Below are 17,348 nucleotides of genomic sequence, written 5' to 3'. Positions count from 1 at the left end.
TTTTCTTGTGTCAGGCTCAGCCCTTGTAGGCAGCGACCGACTTGGTGATCGCGGCACGGGCGGCGTCGGCGCCTTCCCAGCCTTCGATCTTGACCCATTTGCCCTTCTCGAGATCCTTGTAGTTCGCGAAGAAGTGCTCGATCTGCTGGATCAGCAGGGCTGGCAGGTCGGTGTATTCCTTCACGTCAACGTACAGCTGGCTCAGCTTGTCGTGCGGAACAGCGATGACCTTGGCGTCGCCGCCGCCGTCGTCGGTCATGTTCAGGATGCCGACCGGACGGGCGCGGATCACCGAGCCTGGGGCAACCGGGTACGGGGTAACGACCAGCACGTCCAGCGGATCACCGTCGTCGGCCAGGGTGTTGGGGATGTAGCCGTAGTTGGCCGGGTAGAACATCGGGGTGGCCATGAAACGGTCGACGAACAGGGCATCGCTGTCCTTGTCGATCTCGTACTTGATCGGCGCGTGGTTGGCCGGGATTTCGATGGCGACGTAGATGTCGTTCGGCAGGTCTTTGCCGGCTGGAATCTTGCTGTAGCTCATTGGGCAATGCCCCCGTGTTTGAACAAAAAAGTGGCGGCGATTATAGGCACATTCCCACGGTGGGTGCCACGTCCGGCCTGATGTGCGGGCGTTCAGGCGTGGCTTTCGCGGTAGTCCGGGTGTTCGGCCTGAAGGTGCATCAGACGCTCGAGCGGATCCTGGCGATAGAACAGCGACAGCTGCTGGTAGACCTGCGGGTAAGCCTGGTGCAGCAGATCGGGGGCGCTGAAGAAGTATTCACTGGTGACGGCAAAGAACTCGGCAGGGTTTTCCGCGGCGTAGGGATCGATGGCCGTTTCGGCGTCCGGGTCGGCATCGAGCTGGCGATTCATCGCGTCATAGGCCTGCTGCATGGCCTGGGCCCAGTCCTCGACGCGCATGCCGTGGTGCAGGGGCGGCAGGCCGTTGGCGTCGCCGTTGAGCATGTCCAGCTTGTGCGCCAGCTCGTGGATCACCAGGTTGTAGGCTTCCCAGCCGCCGCTGGCCAGAACCCCGGGCCAGGCCAGGATCACCGGGCCCTGCTGCCAGGCTTCGCCACTGTGCTCGGCATCCCACACGTGCTCGACGCCGCTGGCGTCGCGGTGGCGCTGAGGGCTCTTGAAGTCGTCGGGGTAGAGGATGATCTCGTGGAAGCCCTGGTACCAGTTCAGCTCGCCCAGGTGCAGCAGCGGCAATTGGGCCTGGGCGGCGAGGAACAGGCGCTGCTCGTCGTCCAGCTCGACGCCCGGCAGGGTAGTCAGGTGCTTGTCATGCAGGAACAGCACGCTGGCTTCACGCAGCCAGCGGTCTTCCTCGTCGCTGATACCATCCAGCAGCGGCAGGCGCTCGCGGACCACCTGCCACATGCGCGGGTCGACTGGATAACGGGCCAGGGTGCGCCGGCGGCGCCAGGCGCTGAACGACCACATGCGCTGGTCAGTGGGCCTTGGCCGTGCGGCTGAAGCGACCGCGCAGCAGGCCGAGGATCATCGGCACCAGCGACAGGATGATGATGGCGACCACCATCAGCGACAGGTGCTGCTTGATGAACGGCACGTTGCCGAAGAAGTAGCCCAGGGTCACCAGGCCGCCCACCCACAGCAGCGAACCGGCCACGCTGAAGGCCAGGAAGCGCGGGTAGTGCATGTGGGCGATGCCGGCGACGAACGGCGCGAAGGTGCGCAGGATCGGCAGGAAGCGCGCCAGGGTGACGGTCTTGCCGCCATGGCGTTCATAGAACTCGTGGGTGCGCTGCAGGTAGTCCTGGCGGAAGATCTTCGAGTTGGGGTTGCGGAACAGGCGTTCGCCCGCCGTGCGCCCGATCACGTAGTTGGTGCTGTCGCCGAGGATCGCCGCAGTCATCAGCAGGCCGGCCAGCAGCACCGGATCCATGCCGCCGCCAGCGGCCACGGCGCCGGCGATGAACAGCAGCGAGTCGCCCGGCAGGAACGGCATCACCACCAGGCCGGTCTCGCAGAAGATCACGGCGAAGAGGATGGCATAGATCCAGGGACCGTAGTTGTTGACCAGCAGATCGAGGTAGGCATCGAGATGCAGGATGAGGTCCAGCGGGTTGAAATCCATGTACAGCACCTGTGTTCTTGACCCGCTACTACGGGCGCGCGATGACGGACAGCGCCATGGTTGGGGAAGGTTTACCGGCTAGGCGGGTAACTTTTCGCACATGACAGGAAGGGGATTATACGGCGAAGTCCGGATTGTGCCCGGAGAGTTTGTAGCGAGGGGTTACGACTCTTTCAGACCAGGCGCATTCTCTGTAGGAGCGGCCTTGTGCCGCGAAAGGGCTGCGGAGCAGCCCCGACGATTGTTGGTGCATCCAAAATCCCGGGGCCGCTTCGCGCCCCTTTCCGGCCGGTCCGACGCCTCGGCAAGGCCGCTCCTACAGGCGTACGTGTACGGTCATCTTGTATGCCGGTGGCCCCGTGCATCGCTCAATCCTGACTGATCGGCAAGATATAGTTCTCGAACTCGGTGTCCTTGCGAAAACCCATGGACTCATAAGTCTTGCGCGCCACTTCGTTGTCGCTGCTGGTGGACACGCGCATGCGCACGGCGTTGGATTGCTTGGCCATCTTCTTGGCCTCGCGCATCAGGTTGTCCGCTACCAGCATGCGTCGTGAGTCCTCGGCCACGTAGATGTCATTGAGGATCCACACGCGCTTGAGTGACAGCGAGGAGAAGCTCGGGTACAGCTGGCAGAAGCCCAGCAGGCGATCATCGCCGTCATCCGGCAGGGCCAGGTAGATAATCGACTCTTTACGCTTGAGGCGCTTCTCGAGGAAGGATCGTGAGCTGTCCGGGTAAGGCAATTGCCCATAAAACTCGCGATATTTCACGAACAGCGGGGTGAGCAGGTCGAGGTGTTCCAAGGTTGCCTGGATGATGCGCATGGGCGGGCCTCTGAGTCCATTGGGGATACGGCGGATTGCCTGCAGCGTCCTCTGGCATGCTGCCTAAAGCAGGCCAGAAGCGCAATCCGCCTTCCGTGACATGTTGTTTACCCTTCACCGAGCAGGAAGTTTGAGCTTTTTCCGGCGGATTCTTCACTGTCGATACTATGGACCTCTGCTTCGTCCTTCAGATTCACCCCCGACAGCTGGCGTCGGCACGCTTCGCGCATCAGGTACAGCAGGCGGTGGGCGGCCATGCCGTAGCTCAGGCCCTCCAGGCGCACATTGGAGATGCAGTTGCGGTAGGCGTCGGTCAGGCCGACCTTGGGCGCGTAGGTGAAGTACAGCCCCAGGCTGTCGGGCGAACTCAAGCCCGGGCGCTCGCCGATCAACATGACTGTCATGCGTGCGCCAAGCAGCTCACCGACTTCGTCGGCCACCGCGACCCGGCCTTGCTCCACCAATATAACCGGGGCGCTGGTCCAGCCATCGGCGGCGGCCTGCTCCTCGAAGCGGCTCAGGAAGGGCAGGGTGTGGCGGTGCACGGCCAACGCCGACAGACCATCGGCGACGACGATCGCCAGGTCTACGTCGCCGGGGTTGGCCTGGGCATGCTCGCGCAGGCGCTGCGCCGAGTCCTCGTGCAGGCGCCGGCCAAGGTCCGGGCGTTGCAGGTACTGGTGGCGGTCGCTGGCGGCGCTGTGCAGTAGCAGGCTGTCGCGGCCGCGCTCGCCAAGCTGCTGGCGCAGGCCAATGTGGTCGAACGGCAGGTGCACGGCATCGCGGGCCTGGGCGTGGGCGAACTGGAAGTCCAGCTGGGCGCCGGTCGGCAGGCTGATGCCGGTGCGGCCGAGGGCGATGCGCGCCGGGGTGAGGTTGCGCAGGGCCAGCCAGGGATTGTCCGGGGTGGGGGCGTGTCGTTCCATGGTCACCTCTAGGCCAGCTGTGCCAGGGCCTGGCGGAAGGCCGGCGGCAGGTTGTCGCCGAAGCGGATGCGGCCGTCGGCCTGGGTGAAGATGCCGGTGCGCTCCAGCCACGCCTCGAATTCCGGCCCGGGCTTCAGGCCCAGGGTCTGGCGCGCGTAGAGCGCGTCGTGGAACGAGGTGGTCTGGTAGTTGAGCATGATGTCGTCGGAGCCGGGGATGCCCATGATGAAGTTGATCCCGGCCACGCCCAGCAGGGTCAGCAGGGTGTCCATGTCGTCCTGGTCGGCCTCGGCGTGGTTGGTGTAGCAGATGTCGCAGCCCATCGGCACGCCCAGCAGCTTGCCGCAGAAGTGGTCCTCGAGACCGGCGCGGATGATCTGCTTGCCGTTGTACAGGTATTCCGGGCCGATGAAGCCGACCACGGTGTTGACCAGGAACGGCTTGAAGTGGCGGGCCACGGCGTAGGCGCGGGTCTCGCAGGTCTGCTGGTCGACGCCGTGGTGGGCGTTGGCCGACAGCGCGCTGCCCTGGCCGGTCTCGAAGTACATCAGGTTCTGCCCGAGCGTGCCGCGCTTGAGCGACAGGCCCGCCTCGTAGCCTTCCTGGAGCACGTTGAGGTTGATGCCGAAGCCGGCGTTGGCCGCCTCGGTGCCGGCGATGGACTGGAACACCAGGTCCAGCGGCACGCCACGGTTGATCGCCTCGATCGAGGTGGTGACGTGGGTCAGCACACAGGACTGGGTGGGGATGTCGTAGCGCTGGATGATCGCGTCGAGCATCTCCAGCAGCGCGCAGATCGAGGCGATGCTGTCGGTGGCCGGGTTGATGCCGATCATGGCGTCGCCGTTGCCGTACAGCAGGCCGTCGAGGATGCTCGCGGCGATGCCGGCCGGTTCGTCGGTCGGGTGGTTGGGCTGCAGGCGCGTCGACAGCCGCCCGCGCAGCCCCATGGTGCCGCGAAAGGCGGTGACCACGCGGATTTTCTGCGCCACCAGCACCAGGTCCTGCACGCGCATGATCTTCGATACCGCCGCCGCCATTTCCGGCGTCAGGCCTGGCGCCAGGGCCCGCAGGCTGTGCTCGTCGGCCTGCTCGCCCAGCAGCCAGTCGCGCAGGCCGCCGACGGTCAGGTGGCTGACGGCGGCGAAGGCCTGCGCATCGTGGGTGTCGATGATCAGGCGGGTGACTTCGTCCTGTTCATAAGGAATCAGCGCCTCGCTGAGGAAGTGCTTGAGCGGGATGTTGGCCAGGGCCATCTGCGCCGCCACCCGCTCGCCGTCGTTGCTGGCGGCGACCCCCGCCAGGTAGTCGCCCGAACGCGCCGGGCTGGCCTTGGCCATCACCTCTTTGAGGCTGTCGAAGCGGTAGACCTGGTGGCCCACCGTATGCGTGAAACTTGCCATACAGAATCTCCAGGGCGCCGCAGGCCTGGCCTGCGGCGCAAGTCGGCGATCAGTGCAGGGCCTCTTCGGCCTTCTGGATCGCGGCGAATTCCTCTTCCGGGGTACCAGCCACCAGGTGGTGACGGCTGTAGAAAGCAAAGTAGGCAATTAATACTGCATAGATCACCGCAGCGCCAATCACCACCCGCGGATCGACCAGGAACCCGGCGACCACGGCGATACAGGCCAGCACCAGGGCCACGCCCGAGGTGAAGATGCCGCCGGGGGTGCGGTACGGGCGCTCCATTTTCGGGCGACGGATGCGCAGGGTGATGTGCGCGGCCATCATCAGCACGTAGGACAGCGTGGCGCCGAACACCGCCACCAGGATCAGCAGGTCGCCCTGGCCGGTCAGCGACAGGGCAAAGCCGATGATGCCGGGGATCACCAGGGCCAGTACCGGGGCCTTGCTCTTGTTGGTTTCCGACAGCTTGCGCGGCAGGTAGCCAGCACGGGAAAGCGCGAAGATCTGCCGCGAATAGGCATAGATGATCGAGAAGAAGCTGGCGATCAGGCCGGCCAGGCCCACCAGGTTGACGAAGCCGCCCATCCAGGTGGAGCCGCCGTAGGCCTTGGACAGCGCCTCGACCAGCGGGTTGCCCGAGGCCTTCAGCGCTTCGGAACCGGCGCCGCCGGGCCCGACCACCAGGATCAGCAGGGCGAAGGCCAGCAGCACCAGCATCGCGCCGATCAGGCCGCGGGGCAGGTCGCGTTTCGGGTTCTTGGTCTCTTCGGCGGCCAGCGGCACGCCCTCGACCGCGAGGAAGAACCAGATTGCGTAGGGAATCGCCGCCCACACGCCGACGTAGCCGAACGGCAGGAAGCTGCTGGCACCCACGGCGTCAGTCTTGGCGATGTCGAACAGGTTGGCTGCATCGAAATGGGGCACCATGCCGATCAGGAACACCGCCAGGGCGATGGCGGCGACGGCGGTGATGATGAACATCAGCTTCAGCGCCTCGCCAACCCCGAAGATGTGGATGCCGATGAACACGATGTAGAAGGCCAGGTAGATCATCCAGCCGCCGATACCGAACAGCGACTGGCAGTAGGCGCCGATGAACACGGCGATGGCTGCGGGGGCAATGGCGTACTCGATGAGGATCGCCGTGCCGGTGAGGAACCCGCCCCAGGGGCCGAAGGCGCTGCGGGCAAAGCCATAGCCGCCGCCGGCGGTGGGGATCATCGACGAAAGTTCGGCCAGGGAGAAGCACATGCACAGGTACATGGTGGCCATCAGCAGGGTGGCGAGGAACATGCCGCCCCAGCCACCCTGGGCCAGGCCGAAGTTCCAGCCGGCATAGTCGCCGGAGATCACGTAGGCCACGCCCAGGCCCACCAGCAGGACCCAGCCGGCGGCGCCTTTTTTCAGTTCACGTTGCTGGAAATAGTCCGATCCGACTTTTTCGAAGTCGACGGAGGAACTCGCCGGCGCGCTGCCGGAATGATCGCTTGGCATAGGGTTCACCTGTTGTTTTTCTTAGGTTGCCGGAGGGACTGCCGGCCACTGGTGATTCGTTTTGCAGGAAGCGGGCCAGAGCGGTTGATGCACGGGAACCGCCCTGGTTTCTGGTTTGTGCAGGTCTGGCCTCTTCGCGGGCAAGCCCGCTCCCACAGATTCGGCACTGATTTTGAATTTTATGCTGTATCTGTGGGAGCGGGTTTACCCGCGAAAAGGGCGACGCGGTTTAGAAGAAGCCCAGCGGGTTGATGTCGTAGCTCACCAGCAGGTTCTTGGTCTGCTGGTAGTGGTCGAGCATCATCTTGTGGGTTTCACGGCCGACGCCGGACTTCTTGTAGCCACCGAACGCGGCGTGCGCCGGGTACAGGTGGTAGCAGTTGGTCCACACGCGGCCGGCCTTGATACCGCGGCCCATGCGGTAGGCGCGGTTGATGTCACGGGTCCACACGCCGGCACCGAGGCCGAACTCGGTGTCGTTGGCGATGGCCAGGGCCTCGGCTTCGTCCTTGAAGGTGGTGACGCTGACCACCGGGCCGAAGATTTCTTCCTGGAACACGCGCATCTTGTTGTTGCCCTTGAGCAGGGTCGGCTGGATGTAGTACCCGCTGGCCAGCGCGCCTTCGAGCTGCTCCACCTTGCCGCCGGTGAGCAGCTCGGCGCCTTCTTCCTGGGCAATCTTCAGGTACGACTGGATCTTCTCGAACTGCTGCTGGGATGCCTGGGCGCCGACCATGGTGTCGGTGTCCAGCGGGTCGCCGCGCTTGATCTGCAGGACCTTCTTCATCACCACTTCCATGAACTGCGGGTAGATCGACTCCTGCACCAGGGCGCGCGACGGGCAGGTGCATACTTCACCCTGGTTGAAGAACGCCAGCACCATGCCTTCGGCGGCCTTGTCGATGAAGGCCGGCTCGGCCTGCATGATGTCCTCGAAGTAGACGTTGGGCGACTTGCCACCCAGCTCGACGGTGGACGGGATGATGTTCTCGGCGGCGCATTTCATGATATGCGCGCCGACCGGGGTGGAGCCGGTGAAGGCGATCTTGGCGATGCGCTTGCTGGTGGCCAGGGCTTCACCGGCCTCGCGGCCATAGCCTTGCACCACGTTGAGCACGCCTTTGGGCAGCAGGTCGCCGATCAGCTCCAGCAGCACGGTGATGCCCAGCGGCGTCTGCTCGGCAGGCTTGAGCACCACGCAGTTGCCGGCGGCCAGGGCCGGGGCCAGCTTCCAGGCGGCCATCAGCAGCGGGAAGTTCCACGGGATGATCTGCCCGACCACGCCCAGTGGCTCGTGGATGTGATAAGCCACGGTGGATTCGTTGATCTCGGCGGCGCCGCCTTCCTGGGCGCGGATGCAGCCGGCGAAGTAGCGGAAGTGATCGACCGCCAGCGGGATGTCGGCGTTGAGGGTTTCGCGGATCGGCTTGCCGTTGTCCCAGGTCTCGGTGATGGCCAGCAGTTCGAGGTTCTGCTCGATGCGATCGGCGATGCGCAGCAGGACGTTGGAGCGGTCCTGCACCGAGGTGCGGCCCCAGGCGTCGGCGGCGGCATGGGCGGCGTCGAGGGCCTTTTCGATGTCTTCGGCGCTGGAGCGGGGGAACTCGGCGATCGCCTGGCCGTTCACCGGCGAGGTGTTGGTGAAGTACTCACCCTTTACCGGAGGAACGAACTCACCACCGATGTAGTTGCCGTAGCGGCTCTTGAAGGAAACCTTCGCGCCCTCGGTACCGGGATGTGCGTAACGCATGGTGTGTCTCCTGGTCGTTGTGATTGTTGCGGAGTTTCCTAGCGTAGAGCAAAGGTCGGGCCAGCGCCTGGAGGTCCTTGTGTATCAATGACTTGGGTCAAGGGCGGTAAGCGGTTGGCCATGCTCTGTGCCAAGGCCGGTACGGCCTGGGTGACACTTTGTACCGTTTGCGACACGGGTCGTGACCGCAGGGTCAGTGCACCATTGCAAAGCGTTCCCGCCTGGAGGATGCTGGCGACACGCTCTATCTGCGGAGAACAACTACAAATGCAGAGCAACCCGTTCAGCCGCCATGCCCAGCAAGTGCTCACGGTCGCCCACGGCCAGGCCAGCGGGCCGGGCAGCGACCCGTCGATCGCCCGCTCCTGGCTGCGCTGCCTGGAGGACTACCACCTCGACCCGGCACGGGCCCAGGCCCCGGTGGTGCTCGAGCACGGCCGCCTGCTGGAGAGCCGCGAGCGCCTGCGCCAGGTGCTGCAGATCGCCGACAACGAGATGAACAGCCTGCACCAGCAGCTCTCCGGCAGCGGGCACGCGGTGTTGCTGACCGACGCCCGCGGGGTGATCCTCAACTGCGTCACCGCCCCCGGCGAGCGGCGCATCTTCGAGCGCGCCGGGCTGTGGCTGGGCGCCGACTGGAGCGAAGCCCGCGAGGGCACCAACGGCATCGGCACCTGCCTGGTCGAGCGCCAGGCCCTGACCATTCACCAGGACGAGCACTTTCGTGGCCGCCATACCGGCCTGACCTGCTCGGCCAGCCCGGTATTCGACCCCCACGGTGAACTGCTGGGGGTACTCGACGTGTCATCGGCACGGCCGGATGTTTCGCGCCAGAGCCAGTTCCACACCATGGCCCTGGTCAACCTGTCGGCGAAGATGATCGAAAGCTGTTATTTCCTGCGTCATTTCGAGCAGCAGTGGCTGCTGCGCTTCCACCTGCAGGCCGAGTCGGTCGGCCTGTTCAGCGAAGGGTTGCTTGCCGTCGATGGCGACGGGCGGATTTGCGCCGCCAACCAGAGCGCCTTGAACCTGCTGGGGACCATCCGAGGCGGCGTGCTGGGCAAGCCCCTGGACAGGTTCTTCGCCTGCAGCCACGACGAGCTGTTCAGTCGCGCCACGCCCCAGGGCAGCAGCGCCTGGCCGCTGCACACCCGCGATGGCCGCCAGGTGTTCGCCAGCTTGCGCGGCCAGGCCCGAACGCCGGTGTGGTCAGTGCCGGTGGCCTTGCCCCGGGCCAGCGACCCCGGCATCTGCCTGCTCGACCCGGCCCTGCGCGAGGACTTTCGCCGCGCCGTGCGGGTGTTCGAGCGTGATGTGCCGCTGCTGCTGCGCGGCGAGACCGGCTGCGGCAAGGAGGCCTTCGCCCAGGCCGTGCACCAGGCCAGCTCGCGCCGGCACAAGCCGTTCGTGGCGATCAACTGCGCGTCGATTCCCGAGAGCCTGATTGAGAGCGAGCTGTTCGGCTATCGCGGCGGCAGCTTCACCGGCGCGCGCAAGGAGGGCATGCGCGGCAAGCTGTTGCAGGCCGATGGCGGCACCTTGCTGCTGGACGAGATCGGCGATATGCCGCTGGCGCTACAGACCCGCCTGCTGCGGGTGCTCGAAGAACGCCAGGTGGTGCCCATCGGTGGCGAGCCGCAGGCGGTGGATGTGCGGATCGTCAGCGCCACCCACCGTGACCTGCTGGAACGGGTTGAACAGGGGGGCTTTCGCGAAGATCTCTATTACCGCCTCAATGGCCTCGAGGTTGCACTGCCGGCGCTGCGCGAGCGTAGCGACAAGGCGCAGTTGCTCGATTTCCTGCTGGCGCAGGAGGCCGAGGGCCAACCCGTCGGCCTCGACCCGGCCGCCCGCCAGGCGTTGCTGGACTTCACCTGGCCGGGTAACGTGCGGCAGATGAGGAATGTACTGCGTACCGTGGTGGCGTTGTGCGAAGGTGCGCACATCGAGTTTTCCGATCTCCCTGCAATTGTCCGCCATGGCGCGCCCTCTGTAGGAGCGGCCTTGTGCCGCGAAAGGGCCGCAGAGCGGCCCCAGGATCCTGACCATATCGCTGAAATCGCCGGGGCTGCTGCGCAGCCCTTTCGCGGCACAAGGCCGCTCCTACACGCCGAGCGCGATGCATTGCTCGCCGTACTGGAGGCAAACCGCTGGCACTTGACCCGCGTCGCCGAACACCTGGGCATCAGCCGCAATACCTTGTATCGAAAACTGCGCAAACATGGCATCGCCAGGGCTGGTTGAGCGAAACAGCGAGTGCGATTTCCCTCGCCCTGGGCTACCCTGCCTCGACGTTTTGCGAGGTCGATCATGCACATTCATATTCTCGGTATTTGCGGCACTTTCATGGGTTCGCTGGCGGTGCTGGCCAAGGAACTGGGCCACCGCGTCACCGGCTCCGATGCCAACGTCTATCCCCCGATGAGCACCCAGCTCGAGGCCCAGGGCATCGAGCTGACCCAGGGTTACGACCCGGCCCAGCTGGAGCCGGCACCTGACCTGGTGGTGATCGGCAACGCCATGTCGCGGGGCAACCCGGCGGTGGAGTACGTGCTGAACAAGGGCCTGCCCTATGTGTCCGGCCCGCAGTGGCTGGCCGACCATGTGCTGCAGGGCCGCTGGGTGCTGGCCGTGGCCGGTACCCATGGCAAGACCACCACCAGCAGCATGCTGGCCTGGGTCCTGGAGCATGCCGGCATGAGCCCGGGCTTCCTGATCGGCGGCGTGCCGCAGAACTTCTCGGTGTCGGCGCGCCTGGGCGGCACACCGTTCTTCGTGGTCGAGGCCGACGAATACGACAGCGCCTTCTTCGACAAGCGCTCGAAGTTCGTGCACTACCACCCGCGCACCGCGATCCTCAACAACCTCGAGTTCGATCACGCGGACATCTTCCCGGACCTGGCGTCCATCGAGCGGCAGTTCCACCACCTGGTGCGCACCATCCCGAGCGAAGGCCTGGTCATCCACCCGACCACCGAGCAGGCGCTGGAGCGAGTGATCGGCATGGGCTGCTGGACCCCGGTGCAGACCACCGGAGCTGGTGGCCAGTGGCAGGCGCGCCTGCTCAGCGCCGACGGTTCGCGCTTCGAGGTGCTGTTCGAGGACGAGGCGCAAGGCGTGGTGGACTGGGCCCTGACTGGCCAGCACAACGTTGCCAACGCCCTGGCCACCCTGGCGGCCGCCCGCCATGTGGGTGTGGCCCCGGCCATGGGCATCGAGGGCCTGAGCGCGTTCAAGAGCGTCAAACGGCGTATGGAGAAGGTCGCCGAAGTTCAAGGCGTGACCATCTACGATGACTTCGCCCACCACCCGACTGCCATTGCCACCACCCTCGATGGCCTGCGCAAGCGCGTTGGCGAGGCGCCGGTGATTGCGGTGATCGAGCCGCGCTCCAACTCCATGAAGCTTGGCGCCCACCGCGATGGCCTGCCGGAAAGCGTCAACGACGCCGACCAGGTGATCTGGTACGCGCCGCCCAACCTGGGCTGGGACCTGGCGGGCACCGCCGCGCAGTGCAAGGTGCCGAGCGTGGTGGCCGACAGCCTCGAAGCCATCATCGAGCGCATCAAGGGCCAGGCCCGCCCGGGCACCCATGTGGTGATCATGAGCAACGGCGGCTTCGGCGGCCTGCACGGCAAGCTGGCCGAGGCGCTGAAGTGAGCGGGCCGGAACGCATCACCCTGGCCATGACCGGCGCCTCCGGGGCGCAGTATGGCCTGCGTCTGCTCGATTGCCTGGTGCGCGAGGACCGCGAGGTGCACTTCCTCATCTCCAAGGCCGCGCAGTTGGTGATGGCCACCGAGACCGACGTGCTGCTGCCGGCCAAGCCCCAGGCCATGCAGGCGTTCCTCACCGAGTACACCGGCGCGGCCGACGGGCAGATCCGCGTGTACGGCAAGGAGGACTGGATGTCGCCGGTGGCCTCGGGCTCCGGCGCGCCGGCGGCGATGGTGGTGGTGCCCTGTTCCACCGGCACCCTGTCGGCGATCGCCACGGGTGCCTGCAACAACCTGATCGAGCGCGCCGCCGACGTGACCCTCAAGGAACGTCGGCAACTGATCCTGGTGCCGCGCGAGGCGCCGTTCTCCACCATCCACCTGGAGAACATGCTCAAGCTGTCGCAGATGGGCGCGGTGATCCTGCCGGCGGCACCGGGGTTCTATCACCAGCCGCAGAGCATCGACGACCTGGTCGATTTCGTCGTGGCGCGCATCCTCAACCTGCTGAACATCCCGCAGGACATGCTGCCGCGCTGGGGCGAGCATCATTACGGGGTCGATGATTGAAGCGGGTGTTGGCGGGGCTGGTGATACTGGCCCAGCTCGGCGGTTGCGCCACGGTGCGCACCCTCGATGCCAACAAGCCGGGGGCGCCTGTGGTGTATGCCGGGACGCGGCTTGACCTGTACGTGATCAATGGCGGTTGTTGTCCCGAAGATCGCTTCGGCGCCGAGGCGCCGGCTTATCCGGGGTTGGACCTGCCGGGGAGCGCGTTGCTGGATACCTTGTTGCTGCCGCTGTCGTTGTTGACTGCGGCGGGGGTGGGTTTCAACGCCACGGGCGGTCTGTAGCGGCCCTTTCGCGGGTAAACCCGCTCCCACAGGGCTTGTGCACAACCTGTGGGAGCGGGTTTACCCGCGAAAGGGCATAACAGGTCAACGCTATTTCTTGCCGAGTTTTCTCAACTCGTCCGACTCGACCACCCGGATCCCGTCTTCCTCTTCCAGCGCCAGGCGCCACAGCGCCCGGGCCAGGGTGCAGGCCTCGATGCCCCGGTACTTGCCCGGTATCAGGCGGGCGAAGGGCGCCGCCATCCGTTCACCCAGGCGCGGCTCGATCCGCTCGCCCAGCAGTAACGAAGGCCGCACGATGGTCAACTGCGGCCAGTCCTGCTGCTTGAGCGCCTCTTCCATCTCGCCCTTGACCCGGTTGTAGAAGACCGACGATTTCGTATCGGCGCCCAGGGCGCTGATCACCAGCAGGTGGCGCGCACCCATCTCGCGGGCACGCTTGCTGAAGGCCACGACCATGTCCAGGTCGACGGCGCGGAAGGCGTTTTCCGAGCCTGCCTGCTTGAGCGTGGTGCCCAGGCAGCAGAAGGCGATATCGACACGACCGGCCAGTTGCGGGAGAAACACGGCCGGATCGCCCACCGGGTTTTCCAGGTGCGGATGCTCGGCCAGGGGGCGGCGGGTCGGTGCCAGCACGCGGCTGATGGTGGGCTCGTTGAGCAGGCGATCCAGCAGGTGTTCACCCGTCAGACCCGTGGCACCGGCAAGCAGGACATGTTGAGGCGTCAGGTACATGGTGTCTCTCCCTCGTTACTACACAGCTTAGTGGGCGCCAGGTTTTTTTGCCTGTTCCCCCGAAGCTGGCTGGGCTTCATTGCGCAGGGCTTGCTCGGCCTGTTGGTGGCGCAGGCGCTGCCAGTGGCTGATCACTGGCGGCGGCGCCCAGAGCTGTGGCTCCGAGGCTTCGAAGCCCTCCCTTCGTTCTCTTTCGGCAACGCTTTGCCGCGCCAGTTCAAACGCCTGTTTCAGGTCGTCGGTCTGGTTCAGCGCCTGGGCGAACAGGGCGTCGCCGAAGTAGGTGAAGTCGGCCTCTTCCGAGCAGCCGAACGACACCCGGTCGGGGCGCGCGGCGGTCATGACCAGGGTGCGGTCGTCCTTGAGCGGGGCGATATAGCCACCGGAATAACAGGCGGAGATGACGATCACCTTGTCGCGGTCCTTCAGTGGTGCCAGGGCGCTGGCCAGTTCGTCGGCGGACAGGTCGGCCAGTTGCAGGCGCGGCTGGTCGAGCACCAGTTGGTGGTCATGGCTGCCGTGGCTGGTCAAGTAGATGAACACCAGGTCCTCCGGGCCGCTGCGCTCGGCCAGGGTACGGGCGGCACGGGTGATGTTCTCGCGTGTGGCCATGGGGCGGTCGGCCAGATGGTCGCGATGATTGACCAGGGTCACCTGGCCGTGGGCGCCGAAGCGCACCTTGAGCATGTTGCTGACATAGTCGGCCTCACGCAGGAACACGCTTTGCTGGCCGTCACCGGCCACCACCAGGCTGTACAGCTGCACAGGCGGTACCGACGCAGGCACCTTGGCCAGTGCATCGGCCAGTAGTTTGCCCTGGTTGAGCAGGGCCAGGTCCAGCGGGTCGGGCAGCAGCTTGCCCTGGGCATCGCGCACCCGCACGCCGTTGACCCAGGTGCCGCTCTCGACCCGTCCGTCCGGGTGGGTCAGCTTGCCGCGACCATGGTAGGCGTCGTCGGCAAAACCGCCGACATACTGGCTGCCGTCGGCCAGTTGCAAGGTGCCGCTGCCGGCGAAGCGCCAGTCGCGAAAACCACCCTTGTAGCGGCTGCCGTCGCTGCCCAGCAGTTCGCCCTGGCCGACCAGCGACCCATCCTTGAAGTCGCCGATCCAGACGTCGCCGTCGGCGCTCTCGTAGCGACCCCGGCCTTCGAGGCGGTTGTCCTTGAACTCGCCGATGTACTGCTCGCCGTCGGCGCTGTCGTAGGTGCCGGCGCCTTGCAGCTGGCCGTCGATGAAGTGGCCGCCGAACTGGTTGCCGCTGGCGTTGCTGCGCACCCCGGCGCCGTTGGGCTTGCCCTTGGCGAACAGGCCCTGGTAGCGGCTGCCGTCGGCCAGTTCGAGCTGGCCGGCACCTTCGTACTGGTCGTCCTTGAACTGGCCGCGGTAGGTCTGGTCGTTTTGTTTGAGCGTGCCCTCGCCATCGCGGCGGCCATGCTTGAAGGTGCCGGCATAATGGCTGCCGGGGGTGGTCAGGTCGCCCAGGCCCTGGAACAGGCCTTCGCTGAATTGGCCGCGATAGACCTCGCCGTTGCTGCCGTGCCATTCGCCCTGGCCATGCCACTGGCCGTCCTTGAAGGTGCCGGCGTACCAGCTGCCGTTGGGATAGTCGATGCGCCCCTCGCCTTGCAGCAGGCCGTCAACCACCTGGCCGCGGTAGCGGCCGCCGTCGGGCAGCCGGGCGTCCGGGGGCGACAGTGGTTCGCCTTCGCCGCAGGCGGCGAGCAGCAGGATCAGGGTCAGGGGGAGCAGGCGGCGCATGGCGGGTTCCGGGACAATCGATGCGCCGAGTATGCCGCAGAATGCGCAGGTGCGTGAATCGGGGCCGCGTGGCGACCCCTGGGGCGGCTCAGACGAAGCAGAGCGACAGCGGTTCGGCGATGTAGGCGGGTTTTTCTTCGCCTTCGATCTCGAGGGTGACGGTGGCCTTGAGCAGCCATTGCCCCGGTTTCTTCTCGGTGGCGTCGGTCAGGTCGACCTTCAGTCGTACCTGGCTGTCGACCTTCACCGGTTGGATGAAGCGCACGCTGTCCAGGCCGTAGTTGACCACCATCTTCAGCCCTTCGGGCAGCACGAGGATGTCTTCCATCAGTTTGGGAATCAACGACAGGGTGAGAAAACCATGGGCGATGGTGGTGCCGAACGGGGTCTTGGCCGCTTTGACCGGGTCGACATGGATGAACTGGAAATCGCCAGTGGCCTCGGCGAACAGGTTGATGCGTTGCTGATCGATCTTCAGCCAGGCGGAACGTCCCAGTTCCTTGCCAACGTACTGCGAAAGCTCTGTAACGGGTACATAGGGCATCGCGACATCTCCAGATTGTCATTTGGTACGAGTGTGCAAGATCAGCACGGCGAACCGTTTCAGTCAAGTTGCCCGCTTTTCGCCGAATATCGCCTTATAGGCAGTTGCTTAGCGTGCTTATAATGGTCGCCATGCTCTGAGGGAGGTCCATATGCTGTTGCGTGGTTTGACCTGGCTGGTGCTGTTCCAGTTGCTGGGAACGGCGATCAACCACCTGTTGCTGCCCATCCTGCCCGGGCCCATCATCGGCCTGTTGCTGCTGATGGCCTTCCTGATGATCCGTGGCGAGGTCGGCCAGCCACTCAACGAGGCCGCCGGCAGCCTGCTGCGCTACCTGCCGCTGCTGCTGGTGCCGCCGGCGGTGGGGGTGATGGTCTATGCCAGGGACATCGCCGCTGACTTCTGGGCCATTGTCGGAGCCCTGCTGATTTCCTGCCTGCTGACCCTGGTGTTCGTCGGCGTGCTGATGCAGAAGTTGATCCAGCGTCAGGGCAGGCGCGAGGAGCAGCCATGATCCTCGACTGGCACGGCGCGCTCGAGGCGGTCATCCACCATCCGTTGTTCGGCATCGGCATCACCCTGGCCGCCTACCAGCTGGTGCTGGCGGGCTATGAGAGGACCCGCTGGATCTTCCTGCAGCCGGTGCTGGTGTCGATGCTGGTGGTGATCGGCATCCTCCTGGCCTGCGGCATCGACTACGCCGAGTACCGCAAGAGCACCGAGATCATGAACATCCTCCTGGGGCCGGCTACCGTGGCCCTGGCGGTGCCGCTCTACCTCAACCTGCGGCGTATTCGGCAGCTGTTCTGGCCGACATTTACTACGCTGGTAGTCGGAGGCCTGTTCGCCACCGTGGCGTGCCTGGCGCTGGGGTGGTGGTTCGGTGCCGAACACATGATCCTGATGACCATGGCGCCGAAGTCGGTCACTTCGCCGATCGCCATGCTGGTGGCCGAGCAGATCGGCGGGGTGGCGGCCCTGGCCGCGGTGTTCGTGCTGATCACCGGGGTGATCGGCGCGATCTTCGGCCCGGCGCTGTTGACCCGCTGCGGCGTGCTCAGCCCGGAGGCGCGAGGCATGGCGCTGGGGGTGACCGCCCACGCGGTGGGTACCTCGGTGGCCTTGCAGGAAAGTGACGAATGCGGCGCCTTCGCCGCGCTGGCGATGAGCCTGATGGGGGTGGCCACGGCGGTGTTCCTGCCGTTGGCGGTCAGCCTGGTGGCTTGA

At 65.6% G+C, this 17,348-nt stretch carries 17 protein-coding genes; 6 read left to right on the top strand and 11 right to left on the bottom strand.

The genetic code is table 11. The features are described from left to right. Positions 1–16: 16 nt before the first annotated feature. The 8 genes from ppa to exaC form a co-directional block, all read right to left on the bottom strand. Positions 17–544, bottom strand: a complete 528-nt coding sequence (ppa, locus tag POF53_RS20145) for an inorganic diphosphatase (RefSeq protein ID WP_203648181.1) — start codon at positions 542–544, stop codon at positions 17–19. Between the two features lie 92 nt (positions 545–636). After that, on the bottom strand, positions 637–1,452 hold the full coding sequence (locus POF53_RS20140; protein ID WP_203648180.1) for a M90 family metallopeptidase: 816 nt from the start codon (positions 1,450–1,452) through the stop codon (positions 637–639). A 7-nt stretch (positions 1,453–1,459) separates the two neighbouring features. Then, the gene (locus POF53_RS20135; RefSeq protein ID WP_232857393.1) at positions 1,460–2,107 is read right to left on the bottom strand and encodes a DedA family protein; all 648 of its coding nucleotides are present in this window, start codon (positions 2,105–2,107) and stop codon (positions 1,460–1,462) included. A 368-nt stretch (positions 2,108–2,475) separates the two neighbouring features. Further along, positions 2,476–2,934, bottom strand: coding sequence for a GNAT family N-acetyltransferase (locus tag POF53_RS20130; protein ID WP_110737966.1), 459 nt, complete (start codon positions 2,932–2,934; stop codon positions 2,476–2,478). Positions 2,935–3,041: 107 nt separating this feature from the next. Continuing rightward, complete coding sequence (gene eutC, locus POF53_RS20125; protein ID WP_498969140.1) at positions 3,042–3,866, bottom strand: ethanolamine ammonia-lyase subunit EutC; 825 nt, start codon at positions 3,864–3,866, stop codon at positions 3,042–3,044. Positions 3,867–3,868: 2 nt separating this feature from the next. Next, positions 3,869–5,263 (bottom strand): ethanolamine ammonia-lyase subunit EutB, encoded by a 1,395-nt coding sequence (locus POF53_RS20120; RefSeq protein ID WP_203648176.1) that lies wholly within the window; start codon positions 5,261–5,263, stop codon positions 3,869–3,871. Positions 5,264–5,312: 49 nt separating this feature from the next. After that, the gene (gene eat / locus POF53_RS20115) at positions 5,313–6,761 is read right to left on the bottom strand and encodes an ethanolamine permease (RefSeq protein WP_028690369.1); all 1,449 of its coding nucleotides are present in this window, start codon (positions 6,759–6,761) and stop codon (positions 5,313–5,315) included. A gap of 229 nt (positions 6,762–6,990) precedes the next feature. Next, positions 6,991–8,511 carry an acetaldehyde dehydrogenase ExaC gene (exaC, locus tag POF53_RS20110; RefSeq protein WP_203648175.1) on the bottom strand — a complete coding sequence of 507 codons (1,521 nt, stop codon included), beginning with the start codon at positions 8,509–8,511 and terminating at the stop codon, positions 6,991–6,993. 267 nt (positions 8,512–8,778) lie between these two features. On the opposite strand from exaC, the gene POF53_RS20105 reads away from it, so the two are divergent. The 4 genes from POF53_RS20105 (at position 8,779) to POF53_RS20090 (ending at position 13,081) form a co-directional block, all read left to right on the top strand. Continuing rightward, positions 8,779–10,755, top strand: a complete 1,977-nt coding sequence (locus tag POF53_RS20105; RefSeq protein ID WP_498969136.1) for a sigma-54-dependent Fis family transcriptional regulator — start codon at positions 8,779–8,781, stop codon at positions 10,753–10,755. Between the two features lie 66 nt (positions 10,756–10,821). After that, a complete protein-coding gene (mpl, locus tag POF53_RS20100; protein ID WP_232857390.1) occupies positions 10,822–12,171 on the top strand; it encodes a UDP-N-acetylmuramate:L-alanyl-gamma-D-glutamyl-meso-diaminopimelate ligase in 1,350 nt (449 codons plus the stop codon). Continuing rightward, entirely contained in the window at positions 12,168–12,797 is a 630-nt protein-coding gene (ubiX, locus tag POF53_RS20095; RefSeq protein ID WP_198744903.1) for a flavin prenyltransferase UbiX, read from the top strand. Before mpl ends, ubiX begins: the two co-directional genes overlap by 4 nt. Before the next feature lie 5 nt (positions 12,798–12,802). Continuing rightward, positions 12,803–13,081, top strand: coding sequence for a YceK/YidQ family lipoprotein (locus POF53_RS20090; RefSeq protein ID WP_498969151.1), 279 nt, complete (start codon positions 12,803–12,805; stop codon positions 13,079–13,081). 90 nt (positions 13,082–13,171) lie between these two features. Here the strand turns inward: POF53_RS20090 and POF53_RS20085 are convergent, their stop codons facing one another. The 3 genes from POF53_RS20085 to POF53_RS20075 all read right to left on the bottom strand — a co-directional run bounded on the left by POF53_RS20085 (position 13,172) and on the right by POF53_RS20075 (position 16,121). Further along, a complete protein-coding gene (locus POF53_RS20085; RefSeq protein WP_498969134.1) occupies positions 13,172–13,816 on the bottom strand; it encodes an oxidoreductase in 645 nt (214 codons plus the stop codon). A 27-nt stretch (positions 13,817–13,843) separates the two neighbouring features. After that, the gene (locus tag POF53_RS20080) at positions 13,844–15,577 is read right to left on the bottom strand and encodes a C13 family peptidase (protein WP_498969132.1); all 1,734 of its coding nucleotides are present in this window, start codon (positions 15,575–15,577) and stop codon (positions 13,844–13,846) included. 88 nt (positions 15,578–15,665) lie between these two features. After that, a complete protein-coding gene (locus POF53_RS20075; protein ID WP_110737952.1) occupies positions 15,666–16,121 on the bottom strand; it encodes a MaoC family dehydratase in 456 nt (151 codons plus the stop codon). Between the two features lie 151 nt (positions 16,122–16,272). Here POF53_RS20075 and POF53_RS20070 point away from each other — a divergent pair, with 151 nt between their 5' ends. Continuing rightward, positions 16,273–16,635, top strand: coding sequence for a CidA/LrgA family protein (locus tag POF53_RS20070; RefSeq protein WP_203648172.1), 363 nt, complete (start codon positions 16,273–16,275; stop codon positions 16,633–16,635). Next, entirely contained in the window at positions 16,632–17,348 is a 717-nt protein-coding gene (locus POF53_RS20065) for an LrgB family protein (RefSeq protein ID WP_203648171.1), read from the top strand. The genes POF53_RS20070 and POF53_RS20065 overlap by 4 nt, the downstream gene beginning before the upstream one ends.

Source organism: Mitsuaria sp. RG (genome assembly GCF_028369275.1).
GTDB lineage: Bacteria > Pseudomonadota > Gammaproteobacteria > Pseudomonadales > Pseudomonadaceae > Aquipseudomonas > Aquipseudomonas peradeniyensis.
The sequence above is the reverse complement of the archived record's forward strand: the minus strand, read 5'-3'. Positions and strand labels throughout refer to the sequence as shown.

Coding starts and splice junctions, on each gene's coding strand:
- ppa (WP_203648181.1), bottom strand. CDS start 544: ATGAGCTACAGCAAGATTCCAGCCGGCAAAGACCTGCCGAACGACATC.
- POF53_RS20140 (WP_203648180.1), bottom strand. CDS start 1,452: ATGTGGTCGTTCAGCGCCTGGCGCCGCCGGCGCACCCTGGCCCGTTAT.
- POF53_RS20135 (WP_232857393.1), bottom strand. CDS start 2,107: ATGGATTTCAACCCGCTGGACCTCATCCTGCATCTCGATGCCTACCTC.
- POF53_RS20130 (WP_110737966.1), bottom strand. CDS start 2,934: ATGCGCATCATCCAGGCAACCTTGGAACACCTCGACCTGCTCACCCCG.
- POF53_RS20120 (WP_203648176.1), bottom strand. CDS start 5,263: ATGGCAAGTTTCACGCATACGGTGGGCCACCAGGTCTACCGCTTCGAC.
- eat (WP_028690369.1), bottom strand. CDS start 6,761: ATGCCAAGCGATCATTCCGGCAGCGCGCCGGCGAGTTCCTCCGTCGAC.
- exaC (WP_203648175.1), bottom strand. CDS start 8,511: ATGCGTTACGCACATCCCGGTACCGAGGGCGCGAAGGTTTCCTTCAAG.
- POF53_RS20105 (WP_498969136.1), top strand. CDS start 8,779: ATGCAGAGCAACCCGTTCAGCCGCCATGCCCAGCAAGTGCTCACGGTC.
- mpl (WP_232857390.1), top strand. CDS start 10,822: ATGCACATTCATATTCTCGGTATTTGCGGCACTTTCATGGGTTCGCTG.
- POF53_RS20085 (WP_498969134.1), bottom strand. CDS start 13,816: ATGTACCTGACGCCTCAACATGTCCTGCTTGCCGGTGCCACGGGTCTG.
- POF53_RS20080 (WP_498969132.1), bottom strand. CDS start 15,577: ATGCGCCGCCTGCTCCCCCTGACCCTGATCCTGCTGCTCGCCGCCTGC.
- POF53_RS20075 (WP_110737952.1), bottom strand. CDS start 16,121: ATGCCCTATGTACCCGTTACAGAGCTTTCGCAGTACGTTGGCAAGGAA.
- POF53_RS20070 (WP_203648172.1), top strand. CDS start 16,273: ATGCTGTTGCGTGGTTTGACCTGGCTGGTGCTGTTCCAGTTGCTGGGA.
- POF53_RS20065 (WP_203648171.1), top strand. CDS start 16,632: ATGATCCTCGACTGGCACGGCGCGCTCGAGGCGGTCATCCACCATCCG.